The sequence below is a fragment of the Variovorax guangxiensis genome (genome assembly GCF_003952165.1).
Classification (GTDB): domain Bacteria; phylum Pseudomonadota; class Gammaproteobacteria; order Burkholderiales; family Burkholderiaceae_C; genus Variovorax; species Variovorax guangxiensis.
In genome coordinates, this window is record NZ_RXFT01000004.1 from 421,891 (window position 1) to 438,266 (window position 16,376).

At 69.0% G+C, this 16,376-nt stretch carries 16 protein-coding genes; all 16 read left to right on the forward strand.

Going from position 1 to position 16,376, the window contains the following annotated elements; translation table 11 throughout:
* Window position 1: 1 nt before the first annotated feature.
* The 16 genes from EJP67_RS12785 (at window position 2) to EJP67_RS12860 (ending at window position 16,183) form a co-directional block, all read left to right on the forward strand.
* Window positions 2-817 carry an SDR family oxidoreductase gene (locus EJP67_RS12785; protein ID WP_126022076.1) on the forward strand — a complete coding sequence of 272 codons (816 nt, stop codon included), beginning with the start codon at window positions 2-4 and terminating at the stop codon, window positions 815-817.
* Window positions 818-843: 26 nt separating this feature from the next.
* The gene (locus tag EJP67_RS12790; protein ID WP_093200616.1) at window positions 844-1,392 is read left to right on the forward strand and encodes a cupin domain-containing protein; all 549 of its coding nucleotides are present in this window, start codon (window positions 844-846) and stop codon (window positions 1,390-1,392) included.
* A gap of 14 nt (window positions 1,393-1,406) precedes the next feature.
* A complete protein-coding gene (locus tag EJP67_RS12795) occupies window positions 1,407-2,264 on the forward strand; it encodes an alpha/beta fold hydrolase (RefSeq protein WP_126022077.1) in 858 nt (285 codons plus the stop codon).
* A 40-nt stretch (window positions 2,265-2,304) separates the two neighbouring features.
* Complete coding sequence (locus EJP67_RS12800; protein WP_126022078.1) at window positions 2,305-3,150, forward strand: IclR family transcriptional regulator; 846 nt, start codon at window positions 2,305-2,307, stop codon at window positions 3,148-3,150.
* Window positions 3,151-3,160: 10 nt separating this feature from the next.
* Window positions 3,161-4,000 (forward strand): SDR family oxidoreductase, encoded by an 840-nt coding sequence (locus EJP67_RS12805; RefSeq protein ID WP_126022079.1) that lies wholly within the window; start codon window positions 3,161-3,163, stop codon window positions 3,998-4,000.
* The gene (locus EJP67_RS12810; RefSeq protein ID WP_126022080.1) at window positions 3,993-5,693 is read left to right on the forward strand and encodes a thiamine pyrophosphate-binding protein; all 1,701 of its coding nucleotides are present in this window, start codon (window positions 3,993-3,995) and stop codon (window positions 5,691-5,693) included. Before EJP67_RS12805 ends, EJP67_RS12810 begins: the two co-directional genes overlap by 8 nt.
* 14 nt (window positions 5,694-5,707) lie before the next feature.
* Window positions 5,708-6,505, forward strand: coding sequence for an aspartate dehydrogenase (locus EJP67_RS12815; RefSeq protein WP_126022081.1), 798 nt, complete (start codon window positions 5,708-5,710; stop codon window positions 6,503-6,505).
* Between the two features lie 12 nt (window positions 6,506-6,517).
* Window positions 6,518-7,996, forward strand: coding sequence for an aldehyde dehydrogenase (locus EJP67_RS12820; protein WP_126022082.1), 1,479 nt, complete (start codon window positions 6,518-6,520; stop codon window positions 7,994-7,996).
* A 150-nt stretch (window positions 7,997-8,146) separates the two neighbouring features.
* On the forward strand, window positions 8,147-9,118 hold the full coding sequence (locus EJP67_RS12825; RefSeq protein ID WP_126022083.1) for a VOC family protein: 972 nt from the start codon (window positions 8,147-8,149) through the stop codon (window positions 9,116-9,118).
* The gene (locus tag EJP67_RS12830) at window positions 9,115-10,128 is read left to right on the forward strand and encodes a Bug family tripartite tricarboxylate transporter substrate binding protein (protein ID WP_240650632.1); all 1,014 of its coding nucleotides are present in this window, start codon (window positions 9,115-9,117) and stop codon (window positions 10,126-10,128) included. The genes EJP67_RS12825 and EJP67_RS12830 overlap by 4 nt, the downstream gene beginning before the upstream one ends.
* Window positions 10,129-10,155: 27 nt before the next feature.
* Complete coding sequence (locus tag EJP67_RS12835; protein ID WP_206169490.1) at window positions 10,156-11,325, forward strand: FAD-dependent monooxygenase; 1,170 nt, start codon at window positions 10,156-10,158, stop codon at window positions 11,323-11,325.
* 34 nt (window positions 11,326-11,359) lie between these two features.
* A complete protein-coding gene (locus EJP67_RS12840; RefSeq protein ID WP_126022084.1) occupies window positions 11,360-11,584 on the forward strand; it encodes a recombinase-like helix-turn-helix domain-containing protein in 225 nt (74 codons plus the stop codon).
* A 17-nt stretch (window positions 11,585-11,601) separates the two neighbouring features.
* The gene (locus tag EJP67_RS12845; RefSeq protein ID WP_126022085.1) at window positions 11,602-12,657 is read left to right on the forward strand and encodes an aromatic ring-hydroxylating oxygenase subunit alpha; all 1,056 of its coding nucleotides are present in this window, start codon (window positions 11,602-11,604) and stop codon (window positions 12,655-12,657) included.
* Window positions 12,658-12,676: 19 nt separating this feature from the next.
* Window positions 12,677-13,645 carry a PDR/VanB family oxidoreductase gene (locus EJP67_RS12850; protein ID WP_126022086.1) on the forward strand — a complete coding sequence of 323 codons (969 nt, stop codon included), beginning with the start codon at window positions 12,677-12,679 and terminating at the stop codon, window positions 13,643-13,645.
* A 44-nt stretch (window positions 13,646-13,689) separates the two neighbouring features.
* Complete coding sequence (locus EJP67_RS12855) at window positions 13,690-14,796, forward strand: porin (RefSeq protein ID WP_126022087.1); 1,107 nt, start codon at window positions 13,690-13,692, stop codon at window positions 14,794-14,796.
* A 40-nt stretch (window positions 14,797-14,836) separates the two neighbouring features.
* Window positions 14,837-16,183, forward strand: a complete 1,347-nt coding sequence (locus EJP67_RS12860; RefSeq protein ID WP_126022088.1) for an MFS transporter — start codon at window positions 14,837-14,839, stop codon at window positions 16,181-16,183.
* Window positions 16,184-16,376 lie beyond the last annotated feature (193 nt).

Below are 16,376 nucleotides of genomic sequence, written 5' to 3' on the forward strand. Positions count from 1 at the left end.
CATGACCGAACTCAAAGCCATCGCCGATCCATCGAGCCTGCAGGCACTGCTCGCCGAGCTGCCCGCCAACCTGCTGGCCGGCCGCCGCGTGCTCGTGACCGGCGGCGCGCGCGGCCTGGGGCTCGCCTTCGCGCAGTGCATCGCCGCCGCGGGCGCCAGCGTGGTGCTGGCCGACATCCTCGGCGAGCTGGCCGAGACCGAGGCGAAGGCGCTGCGCGAAGCCGGCCGCAACGCGCATGCGCTGCCCGTCGACCTGGCCAACCCCGGCTCCATCGTGGCCTGCGCCGACGAAGCCATCCGCCTGCTCGGCGGCCTCGACGGCCTGGTCAACAACGCCGCCATCACCAACTCGGGCGGCCGCGACGCGCACCAGCTCGAGATCGACGTGTGGGACCGCGTGATGAACGTCAACGTGCGCGGCAGCTGGCTCATGGGCCGCGCCTGCCGCCGGGCGCTGGCAGAGAGCGGGCGCGGCGCCATCGTCAACCTCGCCTCCGACACCGCGCTGTGGGGTGCGCCCAACCTGCTGGCCTATGCGTCGAGCAAGGGCGCCGTCATTTCCATGACGCGCTCGCTGGCGCGCGAATGGGGCGGCGACAACATCACCGTCAACGCCGTGGCGCCGGGCCTCACGCTGGTGGAAGCCACCGAATACGTGCCGATGGTGCGCCACCAGAAGTACCTCGAAGGCCGCGCCATCCCGCGCGAGCAGCAGGCCGCCGACGTGTGCGGCGCCACCGTCTTCCTTCTTTCCGGGCTCGCGCGCTTCGTGACGGGCCAGCTGCTGGCCGTCAATGGCGGCTTCGCGATGCACTGAATTTTTCCGACCAAGGAGTACACCCGATGAGCGACCTGTCCGAACAGCAGAAAATCAACGAAACCGCCGCCAGCAGCCTGGCGCAGCCCGAGGGCAGCAGCCTCGCGGAGTGGATGAACACCCGCATCGCGCGCTACGAAACCCGCAAGTACGACTGGGACGCGCTGAAGTTCCAGGCCGACTTCGATCCCAAGTTCCGCCGCGCCCAGATGCGCTACGTGGGCACCGGCGGCACCGGCGTCGCGAAGGACGTCAACACCGTCCCCGCCGAGCACTTCACCTTCTCGACCATGGTGATCCCCGCCGGCCACGAAGGCCCGCCGCACCTGCATACCGACGTGGAGGAAGTGTTCTTCCTGATCCGCGGCAAGCTCAAGGTGGTGATCGAGAAGGACGGCGAGCGCTTCGAGACCATCATGACCGACCGCGACCTGATCTCGGTGCCGCCCGGTGTGTACCGCGAGGAGATCAACATCGGCGACGAGGACGCGCTGATGTGCGTGATGCTGGGTGCGAAGAAGCCCGTCACGCCGACCTATCCCGCCGACCACCCCCTGGCCAAGATCAAGCGCTGAGCGGACGCACGGCCATGAACGTCTCCACCGACGCCCTGACGACGCTGCCGGCCTCCGAGCTGGCACGGCTCGACGCCAGCTTCCCGGCCCGCGATGTCGCGGTCGGCGGCGGCGCCGTGGTGTCGGTGCGCGAATGTGGCCAGGGGCCGGCCATCGTGTGCCTGCACGGTATCGGTTCGGGCGCCGCATCGTGGATCGACACTGCCGAGCTGCTCACGCCACAGGCCCGCGTGATCGCGTGGGATGCACCAGGCTATGGCGGCTCGACACCGCTCGAAGCCGCCGCGCCGTCCGCCGCCGACTACGCGGCCCGGCTGGGCCAACTGCTCGACGCGCTCGGCATCGAATCTTGCGTGCTGGTCGGCCATTCGCTGGGCGCGATCACCGCCGCTTCGGCCGCGCGCTCCGATGCGCGCATCCGCCGGTTGGTGCTGGTGAGCCCCGCCATCGGCTACGGCGCTGCCTCGCGCTCGGAGGCGCGGGCCAAGGTCCGCATCGAGCGCCTTGCCACGCTCGACGAACTCGGCATCGCCGGCATGGCCGCGAAGCGCTCCGGCCGGCTGGTTTCCGACAAGGCCTCCGAGCACGCCCGCCAGTGGGTGCGCTGGAACATGGCCCGCCTGAACGACCACGGCTACCGCCAGGCCGTCGAGCTGCTGTGCAACGCCGACCTGCTGGCCGACCTGCCGCCGCCCATGCCGGTGCGCGTGGCCTGCGGCGCGCTCGACGTGGTCACGCCCCCGTCGGCCTGCGAAGAAGTCGCGCGCAAGTGCGGAGTGCGGCTCGAATTGGTGGACGATGCGGGCCACGCCGGCTATGTGGAGCAACCGCAGGCCGTCGCGAAGCTGCTGAGCGAATCCCTCGCCGGCTGACCGCAATCACACAGAGACATCCGAGGAAGGAACCACAGGCATGGCCAGCAACAACAACGACGGCAACGAGGCGATGGAAGAGGGCGCCGACCGCTACAACGTGCCCGCGCTGGAGCGCGGATTGCGCGTGCTGTGCGAGTTCAGCCGCGAAAGCCGCACGCTCTCGGCACCCGAACTGGCGCGCCGCTTCGACCTGCCGCGCTCCACCGTCTTCCGCCTGCTCACCACGCTGGAGAACATGGGCTTTCTCGAGCGCACCGAGGGCGGTCGCGACTACCGCCTGGGCCTGGCCGTGCTGCGCCTGGGCTTCGAATATCTCGCCTCGCTGGAGCTCACCCAGCTGGGCACGCCGCTGCTGAACCGCCTGTGCGACGAACTGCGCACGCCCTGCAACCTGGTGGTGCGCGACGGCCGCTCCATCGTCTACGTCGCCAAGGTGGCGCCGCCCACGCCCTTCGCCAGCTCGGTCACCGTGGGCACGCGACTGCCGGCCCATGCCACGGTGCTGGGCCGCATCCTGCTCGAAGACCTCACGCTGCCGCAGCTGCGCGCCCTCTACCCCGAAGACAAGCTCGAGACCTTCTCGCCGAGCACCCCGAAGACCGTGACCGAGCTCTTCGACATGGTGCAGGCCGACCGCCAGCGCGGCTACGTGCTGGGCGAGGGCTTCTTCGAATCGAACATCTCCAGCATCGCCGCGCCGGTGCGCGACCACAGCGGCCATATCGTGGCGGCGCTGGGCGCCACCGTTACCGCCAGCCACATCGAGGAGAGCCGCATCGACGAGATGGTGCAGCGCGTGCGCGGCACCGCCGACGAGATCTCCGGCCTGCTCAATTACTCGCCCGCGCGTACCGCCAACGTGGTGCCGCTTCGCTCAGCCTGATTCCGGGACCATGACCGCCCAAGCTCTTCCTTCCTCTTTCTTCGCCGCCGATGCGCTGGCCGGCCGCGTGGCCGTGGTCACGGGCGGCTCGTCGGGCATCGGCCTGGCCACTGTCGAACTGCTGCTGGGCTGCGGCGCCTCGGTGGCCCTGTGCGGCCGCAATGCCGAGCGGCTCGATGGCGCCGTGGCCGGCCTGCGCGGGCAGTACCCCGGCGCGAAGCTCTTCGCGCAGACCTGCGACGTGCTCGACGCCGCCTCGGTGCGCTCCTTCGCTGCCGCCAGCGAAGCCGCGCTCGGCCCGGCCTCGATGCTCGTCAACAACGCGGGGCAGGGCCGGGTCTCGACCTTCGCGGACACCGACGACAAGGCCTGGACCGAAGAGCTGAACCTGAAATTCTTCTCCGTCATCAACCCGACGCGCGCCTTCCTGCCGCAGCTCGCGGCGCAGCGTGCAGTGCTGGGCGATGCCTCCATCGTCTGCGCCAACTCGCTGCTGGCGCGCCAGCCCGAGCCGCACATGGTCGCCACCTCGGCCGCGCGCGCCGGCCTCTTGAACCTGGTGCGTTCCATGGCCACCGAGTTCGCGCCGCAGGGCGTGCGCGTCAACGGCATCCTGATCGGCCTCGTCGAATCGGGCCAGTGGCGCCGCCGCTTCGAGGCGCGCGAAGACAAGTCACTCGGCTGGGCCGCATGGAGCGGCCAGCTCGCGAAGAACAAACACATTCCGCTGGGTCGCCTGGGGCTTCCGACAGAAGCCGCCCGCGCGATCCTTTTCCTCGCTTCGCCCCTCGCGTCGTACACGACGGGCAGCCACATCGACATCTCCGGAGGCCTGTCACGCCATGCATAACCCCAGCAACACCGTCACCGTCGGCGCCGTCGTCGCCGCCTTTCTCGAACAGTGCGGCGTCAAGGCGGCCTTCGGCGTGATCTCGATCCACAACATGCCGATCCTCGATGCCTTCGCGCAGCGCGGCACGGTGCGTTTCATCTCGGCGCGGGGCGAGGCCGGCGCGGGCAACATGGCCGACGCCTACGCACGCTCCACCGCCAGCCTGGGCGTGTGCATCACCAGCACCGGGCCTGCCGCGGGCAACATCGCGGGAAGCATGGTCGAGGCCCTGACGGCCGGCGCGCCCGTGCTGCACATCACCGGGCAGATCGAGACGCCGTACCTCGACAAGGGCATGTCGTACATCCACGAGGCACCCGACCAGCTCACCATGCTCAAGGCCGTGTCGAAGGCCGCGCTGCGCGTGCGCAGCGTCGAAACGGTGCTCGGCACGCTCAAGCGCGCCGTGCAGCTTGCGCTGACGGCACCGACGGGCCCTGTCAGCGTCGAGATCCCGATCGACATCCAGTCGGCGCTGACCACGATGCCGGCCGACCTGTCGCCGCTGCCCATCGAGCGCCCCGTGCCATCCGCCGCCGCGCTCGACGCGCTGGCCACGCGCCTCGCCGCCGCCAGGCGCCCGATGCTGTGGGTCGGCGGCGGTGCCCGCCATGCCCGCGCCGCCATCCAGCGCTTGCAGAAACTCGGCTTCGGTGTCGTCACCACGACGCAGGGCCGCGGCACGGTGCCCGAGGACGATGCCGGTTCGCTCGGCGCCTACAACATCCAGAAGCCGGTCGAGGCCCTGTACCAGACCTGCGACGCGATGCTCGTGGTCGGCTCGCGCCTGCGCGGCAACGAGACGCTCAAGTACGAACTGAAGCTGCCCCGCCCGCTGTACCGCATCGACGCCGACGCCGCCGCCGAAGGCCGCTGCTACGCGTCCGAAGCCTTCGTCTGCGGCGATTCCGCGCTGGCCCTCGAAGGCCTGGCAGACCGCCTCGAAGCCGCCAGGTACAAGGCCGACCCGCAACTGCTGGCCGACCTGCGCGCCGCCCACGACCAGGCGGTTGCGGCGCTGCGCGACGGCCTCGGCCCGTACGCCGAGCTCGTGCGCCAGCTCCAGTCGGCGGCCGGCCGCAACTTCAACTGGGTGCGTGACGTGACCGTCTCCAACAGCACCTGGGGCAACCGCGAACTGCGCGTCTTCGAACCGAGCGCCGGCGTGCACGCCACGGGCGGCGGCATCGGCCAGGGCATGCCGATGGCCATCGGCGCGGCCATCGGCGCGGCGGTGACGGGCTCGGGCCGCAAGACCTTCTGCCTGGCCGGCGACGGCGGCTTCATCCTGAACCTGGGCGAGCTGGCCTGCATGGTGCAGGAGAAGGCGCCCATGGTGATCGTGCTCATGAACGACAAGAGCTACGGCGTCATCAAGAACATCCAGGACGCGCAGTACGGCGGCCGCCAGTGCTATGCCGAGCTGCACACGCCCGACTACGACCTGCTGTGCAAGTCGATCGCGCTGCCGCATGCCCGCGTGCGGGACCTGGCCGAGCTGCCCGCCCGCCTCGGCGAGGCGCTGGCGGCCGAAGGTCCGTTCCTGCTGGAGATCGACATGCTCTCGATCGGCAGCTTCAAGGCCACCTTCGCCGGCCCGCCGACCAACACGGTCACGCAGATCCCGGCGCTCGGCACGGCCGGCAAGTGAGCGAAGCCCGTTCCATGACCACTCCCACGCGTATCGGACTCGTCGGCTGTGGAGCCATCGGCACCTCGGTGCTCGAACTGCTCCACGGCGATCCGGCCCTGAAGGTGGTGGCCGTCGTCGTGCCCGCCGACGCGATTGCCGCCGCGCGGAAGGCGGCGCCCGACGCGCAGGTGGGCAGCGCCTTGCCTGCCGCCGGCATCGACCTCGTGGTCGAGACCGCGGGCCATGCCGCCATCGAGCAGCACGTGCTGCCCGCGCTCGCACGCGGTACGCCCTGCGTGGTCGCCTCGGTCGGCGCGCTGTCGGCCACGGGCTTCGCCGAGAAGCTCGAAGCCGCGGCCGCTGCAGGCAAGACGCAGGTGCAGCTGATTGCCGGCGCCATCGGCGCCATCGACGCGCTGGCTGCCGCCCGCATCGGCGGCCTCGACAGCGTGCGCTACACCGGCCGCAAGCCGCCGCAGGCGTGGAAGGGCACGCCGGCAGAGCAGGGCCGCGACCTCGGCGCGCTGACACGAGAAACCGTGATCTTCGAGGGCAGCGCGCGCGAAGCGGCCTTGCTCTATCCGAAGAACGCCAACGTGGCCGCCACCGTCTCGCTTGCGGGGCTGGGGCTCGACCGCACCATGGTGCGGCTCATTGCCGACCCCACCACCGCCGAGAACGTGCACACTGTCGAAGCCGAGGGCGCCTTCGGCAGCTTCGAGCTGACCATGCGCAACAAGCCGCTCGCGGCCAATCCCAAGACCTCCGCGCTCACCGTCTACAGCGCCGTGCGCGCGCTGCGCAATCGCGTGGCCGCGCTGGCCATCTGAGCCCGACATTCCATGATCTCTTCCGAACTCCTTCCGATCTGCATCGCCGGCGAATGGCGCCTGGGCGGCGGCGACGTCTACGAAAGCCTCTACCCGGCCACCGGCGAGCCCATCGCGCGCCTGCGGGCCGCGAGCCTGGCCGACGTCGAGGAAGCCATTGCCGGCGCAGACCGCGCCTTCCGCACCAGCGGCTGGGCGCAGCGCCTGCCGCACGAGCGCGCGGCCGTGCTGCACCGCGTGGCGCAGCTGATCCGCGAAGAGGCCGAATCGCTCGCGCAGAAGCAGCGCCTGGACAACGGCAAGCCCATCAACGAGACCCGCAACCTCGTGGCCAGCGCCGCCGGCACCTTCCAGTTCTTCGCAGCCGCGCTGGAAACGCTCGAAGAAACCATCACGCCCTCGCGCGGCGCCTTCGTGACCATGAGCGTGCACGAGCCCATGGGCGTGGTCGCGGCCATCACGCCGTGGAACTCGCCCATTGCCAGCGAGGCGCAGAAGCTGGCGCCCGCGCTGGCCGCCGGCAACGCGGTGGTCGTGAAGCCCGCCGAGGTCACGCCGCTGATGGCGCTGGAGCTGGCGCGCATCTGCGAGAAGGCCGGCGTGCCCAAGGGCATCGTCAGCGTGCTGCCGGGCAGGGGCTCGGTGATCGGCGACGCGATCACCAAGCATCCACTGGTCAAGCGCGTGTCGTTCACCGGCGGCACCACCACCGGCAAGCACATCGCCCACATCGCGGCCGACAAGATGATGCCGGTGTCGCTGGAACTCGGCGGCAAGTCGCCGACCATGGTGCTGGACGACGCGGACCTCGACCACGCGGTGAACGGCGTGCTCTACGGCATCTTCAGTTCGTCGGGCGAGTCGTGTATCGCGGGCTCGCGCCTTTTCGTGGCGCGCGGCATCTACGACGAGTTCCTCACGCGGCTGGCCGAAGGCGCCAACGCGCTGCGCGTGGGCGATCCGGCTTCGGAGCGCACGCAGATGGGGCCGCTCATCACCGCGAAGCATCGCGAGGGTATCGAGCGCTACGTGGAGCTGGGCGTTTCCGAAGGCGGCAGGATTCGCACGGGCGGCGTACGCCCGCATGGCGACGGCTATGACCGGGGCTACTTCTACCAGCCGACCATCCTCGAAGGCCTGACGAACAGCGCCCGCATCAGCCAGGAGGAAATCTTCGGCCCGGTGCTGGTCGCCATGCCCTTCGACAGCGAGGAAGAGCTGATCGCGCAGGCCAACGACAGCGTCTACGCGCTGGCGGCCGGCGTGTGGAGCCGCGACTTCAAGCGCGCCTGGAAGCTGGGCCGTGCGGTGCAGGCCGGCACGGTCTGGGTCAACACCTACAAGCAGTTCTCGGTGTCCACGCCCTTCGGCGGCTGGCGCGACAGCGGCCTGGGCCGCGAGAAGGGCCGCGAGGGCATCTTCCAGTACATGGAGCAGAAGAGCATGTACTGGGGCACCAACGAACAACCCCTGCCTTGGGCAGCACCATGAAAACCCCCAGGCTTCGCGCACTTCGTGTCGCTTCGCCCACCCCCTTGCAGGGGGCAATACCTGCGGCCCGGCAAAGCCGGTTCCGCGGTATTCCTGGAACGAGCTGTTCGGCGCCGCGCGTGTGCCGGTCGGCATGACAGAAAGATTGAAATGAGCGTACTTGGCATCGACCAGATCACCTACGGCGCGGACGACCTGCCCGCGTGCCGCCAGTTCTTCCAGGACTGGGGCCTTTCGCTGAAGTCGGAGGCCGCCGACGAACTCGTCTTCGAATGCCTCAACGGCTGCAAGGTGGTGGTCGCGGCGCTGGACAAGCCGGGCCTGCCACCCGCGATGGAAGAGGGCCCGACGCTGCGCGAAGTCGTGTGGGGCGTGGAAAGCGACGCGGACCTCGCCCGCTACGCCGACGCCATCGCGCAGGACCCGGGCTTCTTCGACGCCACGGTGGACGGCGCGCGCCGCATCGGCTGCATCGACCCCAACGGCCTTGCGGTGTGCCTGCAGGTCAGCCGCAAGCATGCGGTGCAGGTCGACTGCGGCGCCATGAACACCTGGAACGCGAAGCTGCGCATCAACCAGCCGGCGCCCATCTACGAGCGCGCCGTGCCCATCGAGGTGGGCCACGTCGTGTTCTTCGTGAACGACGTGAAGGCCACCAGCGCCTTCTACGCGCAGCGCTTCGGCTTCGTGGGCTCCGACAGCTACCCCAACCGCGGCGCCTTCATGCGCTGCGCGGCCGAGGGCGGTCACCACGACCTGTTCCTGCTGCAGATTCCCTCGGGCAAGCGCGGGCTGAACCATGTGGCCTTCACCGTGCGCGACATCCACGAGGTGTTCGGCGGCGGGCTGCACTTCTCGCGCCGAGGCTGGGAAACCCAGCTCGGCCCGGGCCGCCACCCGGTGTCGTCGGCGTACTTCTGGTACTTCAAGAACCCGGCAGGCGGCCTCATCGAGTACTACGCCGACGAAGACCAGCTCACCGCCGACTGGCAGCCGCGCGAGTTCGAGCCGGGTCCCACGGTCTTCGCCGAATGGGCGGTTGACGGCGGCCTCGACGGCAACACCCGCCGCCAGAAGAACGCGGAAGGGCCCAAGGGCGCCTTCCTGACCGAAAAGAAATGAACTCCCCGACTCTCATGCAACGACGTTTTTCCTTCTCCGTCCTGTTCGCCGCAGTCGCGGCCTTCACGCTCGCCGCGCCCGTGCACGCGCAGCAGAGCGAGGCGCAGAAGCAGCTCTCCAGCGAGCGCTTCACCATCATCTCGCCGTTCCCGCCCGGTGGCCCGGTCGACACGCTGGCCCGCGTGCTCTCCGAGGGCCTGGCCAAGCGCTACGGCCAGGCTGCGGTGGTCGACAACCAGGTGGGCGCGGCCGGCAACATCGGCATGGACAAGGTCAAGCGCGCCAAGGGCGACGGCCACACGCTGCTGGTGATCCCGGCGGGCAACGTCACCATCAACCCGACGCTGATGCCCAGCTTCCCCTTCGACATGGCGAAGGACTTCGTGCCGGTCACCATGCTCGCGAAGGCGCCCAACGTGCTTGTGGCCTCGCCGGCATCGGGCATCAAGAACGCGAAGGACCTCGTGGCGCAGGCCAAGGCCAAGCCCGGCACGCTGTCGTATGCCTCGCCCGGCGTGGGCAGCGGCCTGCACCTGGCGGGCGAGCTCTTCAAGCAGCAGGCCGGCATCGACATGCTGCACGTGCCCTACAAGGGCACGGCGCCCGCGCTCAACGACGTGCTCGGCGGCTCGGTGCCGCTGATGTTCAGCAACCTGCCGGCGACGCTGCCCTTCCTGAAGAACGGCAAGCTGGTGGCCATCGGCGTGACCGAGGCCAAGCGCAGCGCGGCGGCGCCGGAGATTCCGACGCTGGCGGAGCAGGGCATCCAGGGCGTGACCGTGACCTCGTGGTACGGCCTGATGGCGCCCAAGGGCACGCCGCCGGCCGTGGTCGAGCAGCTCGCCAAGGACGCGGCCGAGATGCTCTCGAAGCCCGACGTGCGCGAGCGCCTGAAGCTGCAGGGCATGACCGACGCGGCCATGAAGCCCGCCGAGTTCGCCGCCTACATCCGCGACGAGACGGCCGTGTGGGCCAGGATCATCAAGGCCCGCAACATCGTCGCCGAGTAAGCGGAAGAAGGACCCGGGGAGACACCCATGAAGACCATCACCACAAGCGAATCCACCATCGGCATCGTCGGCGCGGGCATCGGCGGCCTCGTGGCGGCCATCGCGCTGCGGCGCGCGGGCCACGACGTGGTCGTGTTCGAGCAGGCGAAGCAGTTCGCCCGCGTCGGCGCGGACATCAATCTCACGCCCAATGCGGTGCGCGCGCTCGACGGCCTCGGCGTGGGCGAGGCGGCCCGCGTGACGGCGGCGCGCCCGTCGCACCGCATCAGCCGCACCTACGACACTGGCGAGGAAACCTCGCGCCTGGAGATGGCCGAGACCGCCGAGCAGCGCTACGGTGCGCCGCAGCTCACCATCCACCGCGCCGACCTGCTGGCTGCGCTGGCCGACATGTTCCCGGCGGAGCAGGTCGCGCTCGGCAAGCGCGCCGGGAAGATCGCTGCCGATGAAAAGGGCGTGAGCCTCTCGTTCGCGGACGGCACCGAGGCCCGCGTCGGTGCGCTGATCGGCGCGGACGGCATCCACTCCTGCGTGCGCACCGCGATGTTCGGCGCCGAGAGCCCGCGCTTCACCGGCATCGTGGCCTACCGTGCCGTGGTGCCGGCCGAGCGCGTGGCCGGCGTGCCCAACCTGGGCGCCTTCACCAAGTGGTGGGGACCGAATCCGCAGAGCCAGATCGTCACCTTCCCGCTGAACCGGGGCAAGGACGTCTTCATCTTCGCGACCACGCCGCAGGACAGCTGGCACCTCGAGTCGTGGACCGCGCCCGGCAGCGTCGAGGAACTGCGCGAGCAGTACGTGGCCTACCACCCCGAGGCGCGCGCCTTGCTCGACGCCTGCGACACGGTGCTCAAGACCGCGCTGTACGAGCGCGATCCGATGCCCGCCTGGACCCAGGGCCGCATGGCTCTGCTGGGCGATGCCGCGCACCCGATGCTGCCTTTCATGGCACAGGGCGCCGGCATGGCCATCGAAGACGCCGTGGTGCTGTCGCGCCACCTCGAAGGCGTGGCGATGGCTGACGTGCCGGCCGCGCTGAAGCGCTTCGAGACCGCGCGCATCGAGCGAGCCAGCCACGTCCAGCTCGGCTCGCGCGGCAACAACTGGCTGCGCGAAGGCGGCAACGCCGACTGGGTCTACGGCTACGACGCCTGGGCCGTGCCGCTCGCGACCCCGGCCATGGCGGCTGCCGCCTGAATCTTCAATTCATTCCGCCCTACGGAGGCCCACGATGCAAACCCAAGACCGCTACCTGCAACCGCACCAGGCGCGCCGGCGCCCCGCGACCACCTATGAAGACCTGCTGGGCGACGTGATCGAGCGCGCCTTCGCCGACGGCATCCACGACCTGCCGGGGCTGGTGCAGCGCCTGAACGACAGCGGCCTGGCCACGCCGGGCGGCCAGCAATGGACCGAAGAGCTGTATCGCAAGGAATTGGCGGCGCTGGCTGCCTGAGAGGGAAAGGGAACATCATGACCATCGCCATCCAACCCGCCGGCAACGCTGCAGCGGACCCGGTCGACCATCTGCTCGAGATCGGCCTGAAGGACCTCTGGTATCCGATCTGCCCCTCGCACTTCATCAAGGAGAACCCCGTCTCCCTGCGCCGCCTCGGCCGCAAGCTCGCGCTGTGGCGCGACGGCGAAGGCGTGCTGCACGCGCTGGAAGACCGCTGCCCGCACCGCGGCGCGCCGCTGTCGCAGGGCGTGGTGCTGGGCGACCGGCTCTCGTGCCCGTACCACGGCGTGGAAGTGCGCCACGACGGCGTGGTCACGCGCGTGCCCGGCAGCCCCGGCTGCAAGCTCGAGGGCTCCAAGGCCACGATGCATTTCCACGTGCAGGAGCGCGCGGGCGCGGTGTTCATCTACAACTCGAAGGAGCCGGTGGACGTGCCGCCGCCGCTGGTGCTGCCCGAGCAGCTCACCGACGAGGCCGAATACAGCAGCTTCCTCTGCTACACCGAGTGGAAGGGCGACTACCGCTACGTGCTCGACAACGTGATGGACCCGATGCACGGCACCTACCTGCACAAGCAGTCGCACTCGATGGCCGAGGGCGATTCGAGCGCGAAGTTCGGCATCCGCCAGACCGACATCGGCTTCGTCTTCGAGAAGGAAGGCCAGCGCAACGTCAACTTCGACTGGACCGAGTGGGCCGACACCGGCATCCACTGGATGCGCCTCGAGATCCCGTACCCGAAGACCGGTGGCCCCGGCGGCAACTTCATCATCATCGGCGCCTTCTCGCCCATCGTGAAGGGCATGACGGCCACCTTCTTCTGGCGCGTGCGCAAGCTGCAGCCGGGCTGGCAGCGCGACACCTGGCGCTTCCTCTACCGCAATCGCCTGGAGGCGCGCCACTGGCACGTGCTGGAGCAGGACCGCGTGATGCTCGAAGAGATGGAAGCCGACGCCAACCAGCACGAGAACCTGTACCAGCACGACCTGGGCATCGTCCGCCTGCGCCGACACATGCGCAATCTGGCGGTCGCGCAACTCGCCCAGGCGAGCGAGACCGCTACGGCCTGACAGGGGAGAGAGCTTCGCCATGTCTTCCCCAACGCTCAACGCCCTGGTGCACACCATGCGCTACGAGGCCGACGGCATCGTGAGCGTCGAGTTCCGGCCGGCCACGCCCGCGGTGGATTTCCCCGCCTTCGAGGCCGGCTCGCACATCGACCTGCACCTGCCCAACGGGCTGGTGCGCAGCTACTCGCTGTGCAACCCGGCTAGCGACCGCCAGCGCTACGTGGTGGGCGTGCTCAACGACCGCAAGAGCCGCGGCGGTTCGCGCTACGTGCACCAGCAGCTGCGCGTGGGCATGACGCTGCCCATCTCGGCGCCGCGCAACAACTTCAAGCTGGAAGAGGGCGCCGAGCGCTCGGTGCTCGTGGCCGGTGGCATCGGCGTCACGCCCATCTGGTGCATGCTGCAGCGGCTGGTGGCCATCGACAGGCCGGTCGAGATCGTCTACTGCGCCCGCACCCGCAAGGAGGCCGCCTTCTGCGACGCCATCGAGGCGCTGGCGAAAGAAAAGTCGGTTGAGCTCACCTGGCACTTCGACGACGAGAAGGGAGCGCCGCCCAACCTCGTCGAGCTGCTGTCGGGCAAGGGCGCCTCCAGCCACTACTACTGCTGCGGGCCCACGCCGATGCTCGATGCCTTCGAGAAGAGCTGCGAGCAGCTGGGCTATGCCAACGCGCACATCGAGCGCTTCGCCGCGGTGCAGGTGGAATCGGGCGCCGCCTCGCAGGCCTGCGTGGTGGAGTGCGCCAGGAGCGGCAGGAGCGTCGAGGTGCCGGCGGGCAAGTCGATTCTCGACAGCCTGATCGACGCCGGGCTCAACCCCGACCACAGCTGCAAGGAAGGCGTGTGCGGCGCCTGCGAGACGGCGGTGCTCGAAGGCGATATCGACCACCACGACGGCATCCTCACCAAGATCGAACGTGCGTCCAACAAGACCATGATGATCTGCGTCTCTCGCTGCAAGGGCGAGCGTCTGGTGCTCGACATCTGAACAGGGCCGAAGGCCGACAGAAGAAAACTACCCGAGACAACTCAATGAAAAAGTATCTGATCGCGCTGGCTGCGGCCAGCGGGGCTGGCGCAGCGCTGGCCCAATCTTCCCTCACGCTCTTCGGCGTGGTAGATGCGGCCGTCACCTACACCAAGGGAAGCGGCCCCGGTTCGGCCCACAAGACGCAACTGAGCAACAGCGGCAACATGTTCAGCCGCCTCGGTTTTCGCGGCACGGAAGACCTGGGCGGCGGCTACTCCGCCAACTTCTGGCTGGAGATGGGCCTGCAGAACGACAGCGCGCAGGGCTTTCCTTCGAACACCAACAACCAGGCCAGCGGCAACGGGCCGGCGGGCGTGCTGAGCTTCAACCGCCGCTCCACCGTGAGCCTCGCCGGCCCCTTCGGCGAATTGCGGCTGGGCCGCGACTACGTGCCGGCCTTCTGGAACACGGCCATCTTCGATCCCTTCGGCACGGGCGGCGGCATCGGCGCCAACCAGATCTACTTCTCGGGCCTGGGCGGCCTCGTCGCGCCCACCGGCACGCGCGCATCGAACAGCATCGGCTACCTGCTGCCGGCCAGCCTCGGTGGCTTCTACGGCCAGGTGATGTACGCCATGGGCGAGAACGACTCCAGGTCGGTGCTGCCGGGCACGCTGGTGTCGAACAGGCACGACGGCGACCACACCGGCGCGCGCTTCGGCTACCAGGGCGGCGGCCTCAACATCGCGCTGGCCACCGGCCGCACGCGCTATGCGAGCGGCGACCTGCGCGTGACCAACCTCGGCGCCTCCTACACCTTCGACGCCTCGCTCATGAACCTCAAGCTCACGAGCGAGCTGTACAAGGAGTCGAAGGGCACGACCGACGCCAAGGGCGTTCTGGTCGGCTTCCAGCTGCCGATCGGGCCCGGCGAGATCAAGGCCTCGTATGCGCGCTACCGGCTGGAGCCGGCGGGTGCGCTGCTGAAGCCCACCTCGTCGAAGCTGGCCATCGGCTACGTGCACAACCTCTCGAAGCGCACCGCGCTGTACGCAACCATCGCGCGCATCAGCAACAGCAACGGTGCATCGCAGGCCCTCTCGGGCGCGATCACCGCGCCGAACCGTGCCTCCAGCGGCACCGAGTTCGGCATGCGCCACATGTTCTAGGCGCGCGCGCCTCATCACCTTCAGCCCGGCAGGAACGGCCATGCAGAGCAGCAGAAACGACGACGACAGCGGCAAGAACGACAGGAACCTTCGTTGGTACGGCGTCATCACGCTGTTCGCGATCGTCGCCATCTCCTACGTGGACCGCATCAACATCGCGGTGCTGATCACCGACGCGGCCTTCCTGAACCACGTAGGCCTCGCCGCCACCGACCGCGTGAGCCAGGGCTTCCTGGCGACGGCCTTCATGCTGGGCTACGGCGTGTCGGCCTTCGTGCTCACGCCGTTCTGCTCGGCGCTCTTCGGCGTGCGGCGCAGCCTGGTCTACGGGCTGATCCTCTGGGGCGTGGTGACATGGGCTTCGCCGATGTTCCACAGCTACGGCCTGCTGCTGGCTTCGCGCGTGCTGCTGGGCGTGTCCGAAGGTCCGCTCTTCTCGCTGGCTTCGGCATACATCAAGGCGCACTTCCGCAGCGACGAGAACGGCAAGCCCAACGCCTTCGTCAACATGGGCACGGGGTTGGGCCTGGCCATCGGCTATCCCCTGGTGGGCTGGCTGCTCACGCAGTTCGCGTGGGACAGCTCCTTCCACGTGCTCGGCGTGCTGAACATCGTGCTCGGCATTCCGCTGGTGCTGGCCTTCGTGCGCATGCCGCCGGGGCATGCCGATGGCGTGAAGCCGTCTTCCTTCGGCGAGGCGATGTCGCGCGTGGGCGGCATCGTGAAGGGTGCGCTCCATACGCGGCACCTGTTCCTCATCACGCTGCTCACCTCGGCAGCGCTGGCGTACCTCTGGGGCAGCAGCAACTGGCTGCCGACCTACCTGCGCGAGGCGCGCGGCTTCTCGATGCGCGAGATGGGCTGGCTGGCCTCGCTGCCGCAGTACGCCACCGTGCTCGCGGTGTTCGCGGGCGGCGTGCTCATCGACAAGGTGGGGCGCGAGCGCGTGCCCTTCATCTTCATGGGCGCGAGCGTGGGCGTGGCGCTGTCTGTGCTGATGGCCATCAATGCGCGCGACCCTTATGCGGCTGCGTGCTGCCTGGTGGCGGCCAATTTCTTCTGGGGCCTGCAGAGCCCGGCCATTCCGAGCACGGTGCAGTACTGCTCGCGGCCCGAGCACACGGCCAGTGCCTTCGGCGTGACCAACGGCGTGGGCAGCCTCGTGGCGGGCTTCATGCCGGCGCTGATGGGCGGCGTGATCGGCGCGATGTCGCATGGCGTGGGCGCCAGTCCCGCGGCATCGGCGGCTTCGTCGGCCTCCGGCTTCTTCGCGGGCTTCGCATTGCTCATCGGCACGCAGATCGTCGTGTTCGGCTGCGGCTTCATGCTGTGGCTGCGCGACCGCTCGCACGGCGCGCACACAGTCTCTGGTTCACAGCTTTCATAGGCTTTTCGAAGGCTTGTACCTTCGTACTGTGGCCGTCGCGTCACAGTGTCGCGAGCCGTTTTCCGTCATCTGCGTGAGCAGGTGTTTCGGCGGCTGAACCATCTTCGTATTGCATGGCATGCACCGCATGCCATGACGCCATTCGGCCTATGGCGCGCGAACATTTTGAGAAAGAAAAGTTCCGCGATTCGTT

What these genes read in the sequence shown, in the direction of transcription:
- EJP67_RS12855 (WP_126022087.1), top strand. Translation starts at nt 13,690, where the DNA reads ATGAAAAAGTATCTGATCGCGCTGGCTGCGGCCAGCGGGGCTGGCGCA.
- EJP67_RS12835 (WP_206169490.1), top strand. Translation starts at nt 10,156, where the DNA reads ATGAAGACCATCACCACAAGCGAATCCACCATCGGCATCGTCGGCGCG.
- EJP67_RS12845 (WP_126022085.1), top strand. Translation starts at nt 11,602, where the DNA reads ATGACCATCGCCATCCAACCCGCCGGCAACGCTGCAGCGGACCCGGTC.
- EJP67_RS12805 (WP_126022079.1), top strand. Translation starts at nt 3,161, where the DNA reads ATGACCGCCCAAGCTCTTCCTTCCTCTTTCTTCGCCGCCGATGCGCTG.
- EJP67_RS12790 (WP_093200616.1), top strand. Translation starts at nt 844, where the DNA reads ATGAGCGACCTGTCCGAACAGCAGAAAATCAACGAAACCGCCGCCAGC.
- EJP67_RS12815 (WP_126022081.1), top strand. Translation starts at nt 5,708, where the DNA reads ATGACCACTCCCACGCGTATCGGACTCGTCGGCTGTGGAGCCATCGGC.
- EJP67_RS12795 (WP_126022077.1), top strand. Translation starts at nt 1,407, where the DNA reads ATGAACGTCTCCACCGACGCCCTGACGACGCTGCCGGCCTCCGAGCTG.
- EJP67_RS12800 (WP_126022078.1), top strand. Translation starts at nt 2,305, where the DNA reads ATGGCCAGCAACAACAACGACGGCAACGAGGCGATGGAAGAGGGCGCC.
- EJP67_RS12830 (WP_240650632.1), top strand. Translation starts at nt 9,115, where the DNA reads ATGAACTCCCCGACTCTCATGCAACGACGTTTTTCCTTCTCCGTCCTG.
- EJP67_RS12840 (WP_126022084.1), top strand. Translation starts at nt 11,360, where the DNA reads ATGCAAACCCAAGACCGCTACCTGCAACCGCACCAGGCGCGCCGGCGC.
- EJP67_RS12785 (WP_126022076.1), top strand. Translation starts at nt 2, where the DNA reads ATGACCGAACTCAAAGCCATCGCCGATCCATCGAGCCTGCAGGCACTG.
- EJP67_RS12860 (WP_126022088.1), top strand. Translation starts at nt 14,837, where the DNA reads ATGCAGAGCAGCAGAAACGACGACGACAGCGGCAAGAACGACAGGAAC.
- EJP67_RS12810 (WP_126022080.1), top strand. Translation starts at nt 3,993, where the DNA reads ATGCATAACCCCAGCAACACCGTCACCGTCGGCGCCGTCGTCGCCGCC.
- EJP67_RS12820 (WP_126022082.1), top strand. Translation starts at nt 6,518, where the DNA reads ATGATCTCTTCCGAACTCCTTCCGATCTGCATCGCCGGCGAATGGCGC.
- EJP67_RS12850 (WP_126022086.1), top strand. Translation starts at nt 12,677, where the DNA reads ATGTCTTCCCCAACGCTCAACGCCCTGGTGCACACCATGCGCTACGAG.
- EJP67_RS12825 (WP_126022083.1), top strand. Translation starts at nt 8,147, where the DNA reads ATGAGCGTACTTGGCATCGACCAGATCACCTACGGCGCGGACGACCTG.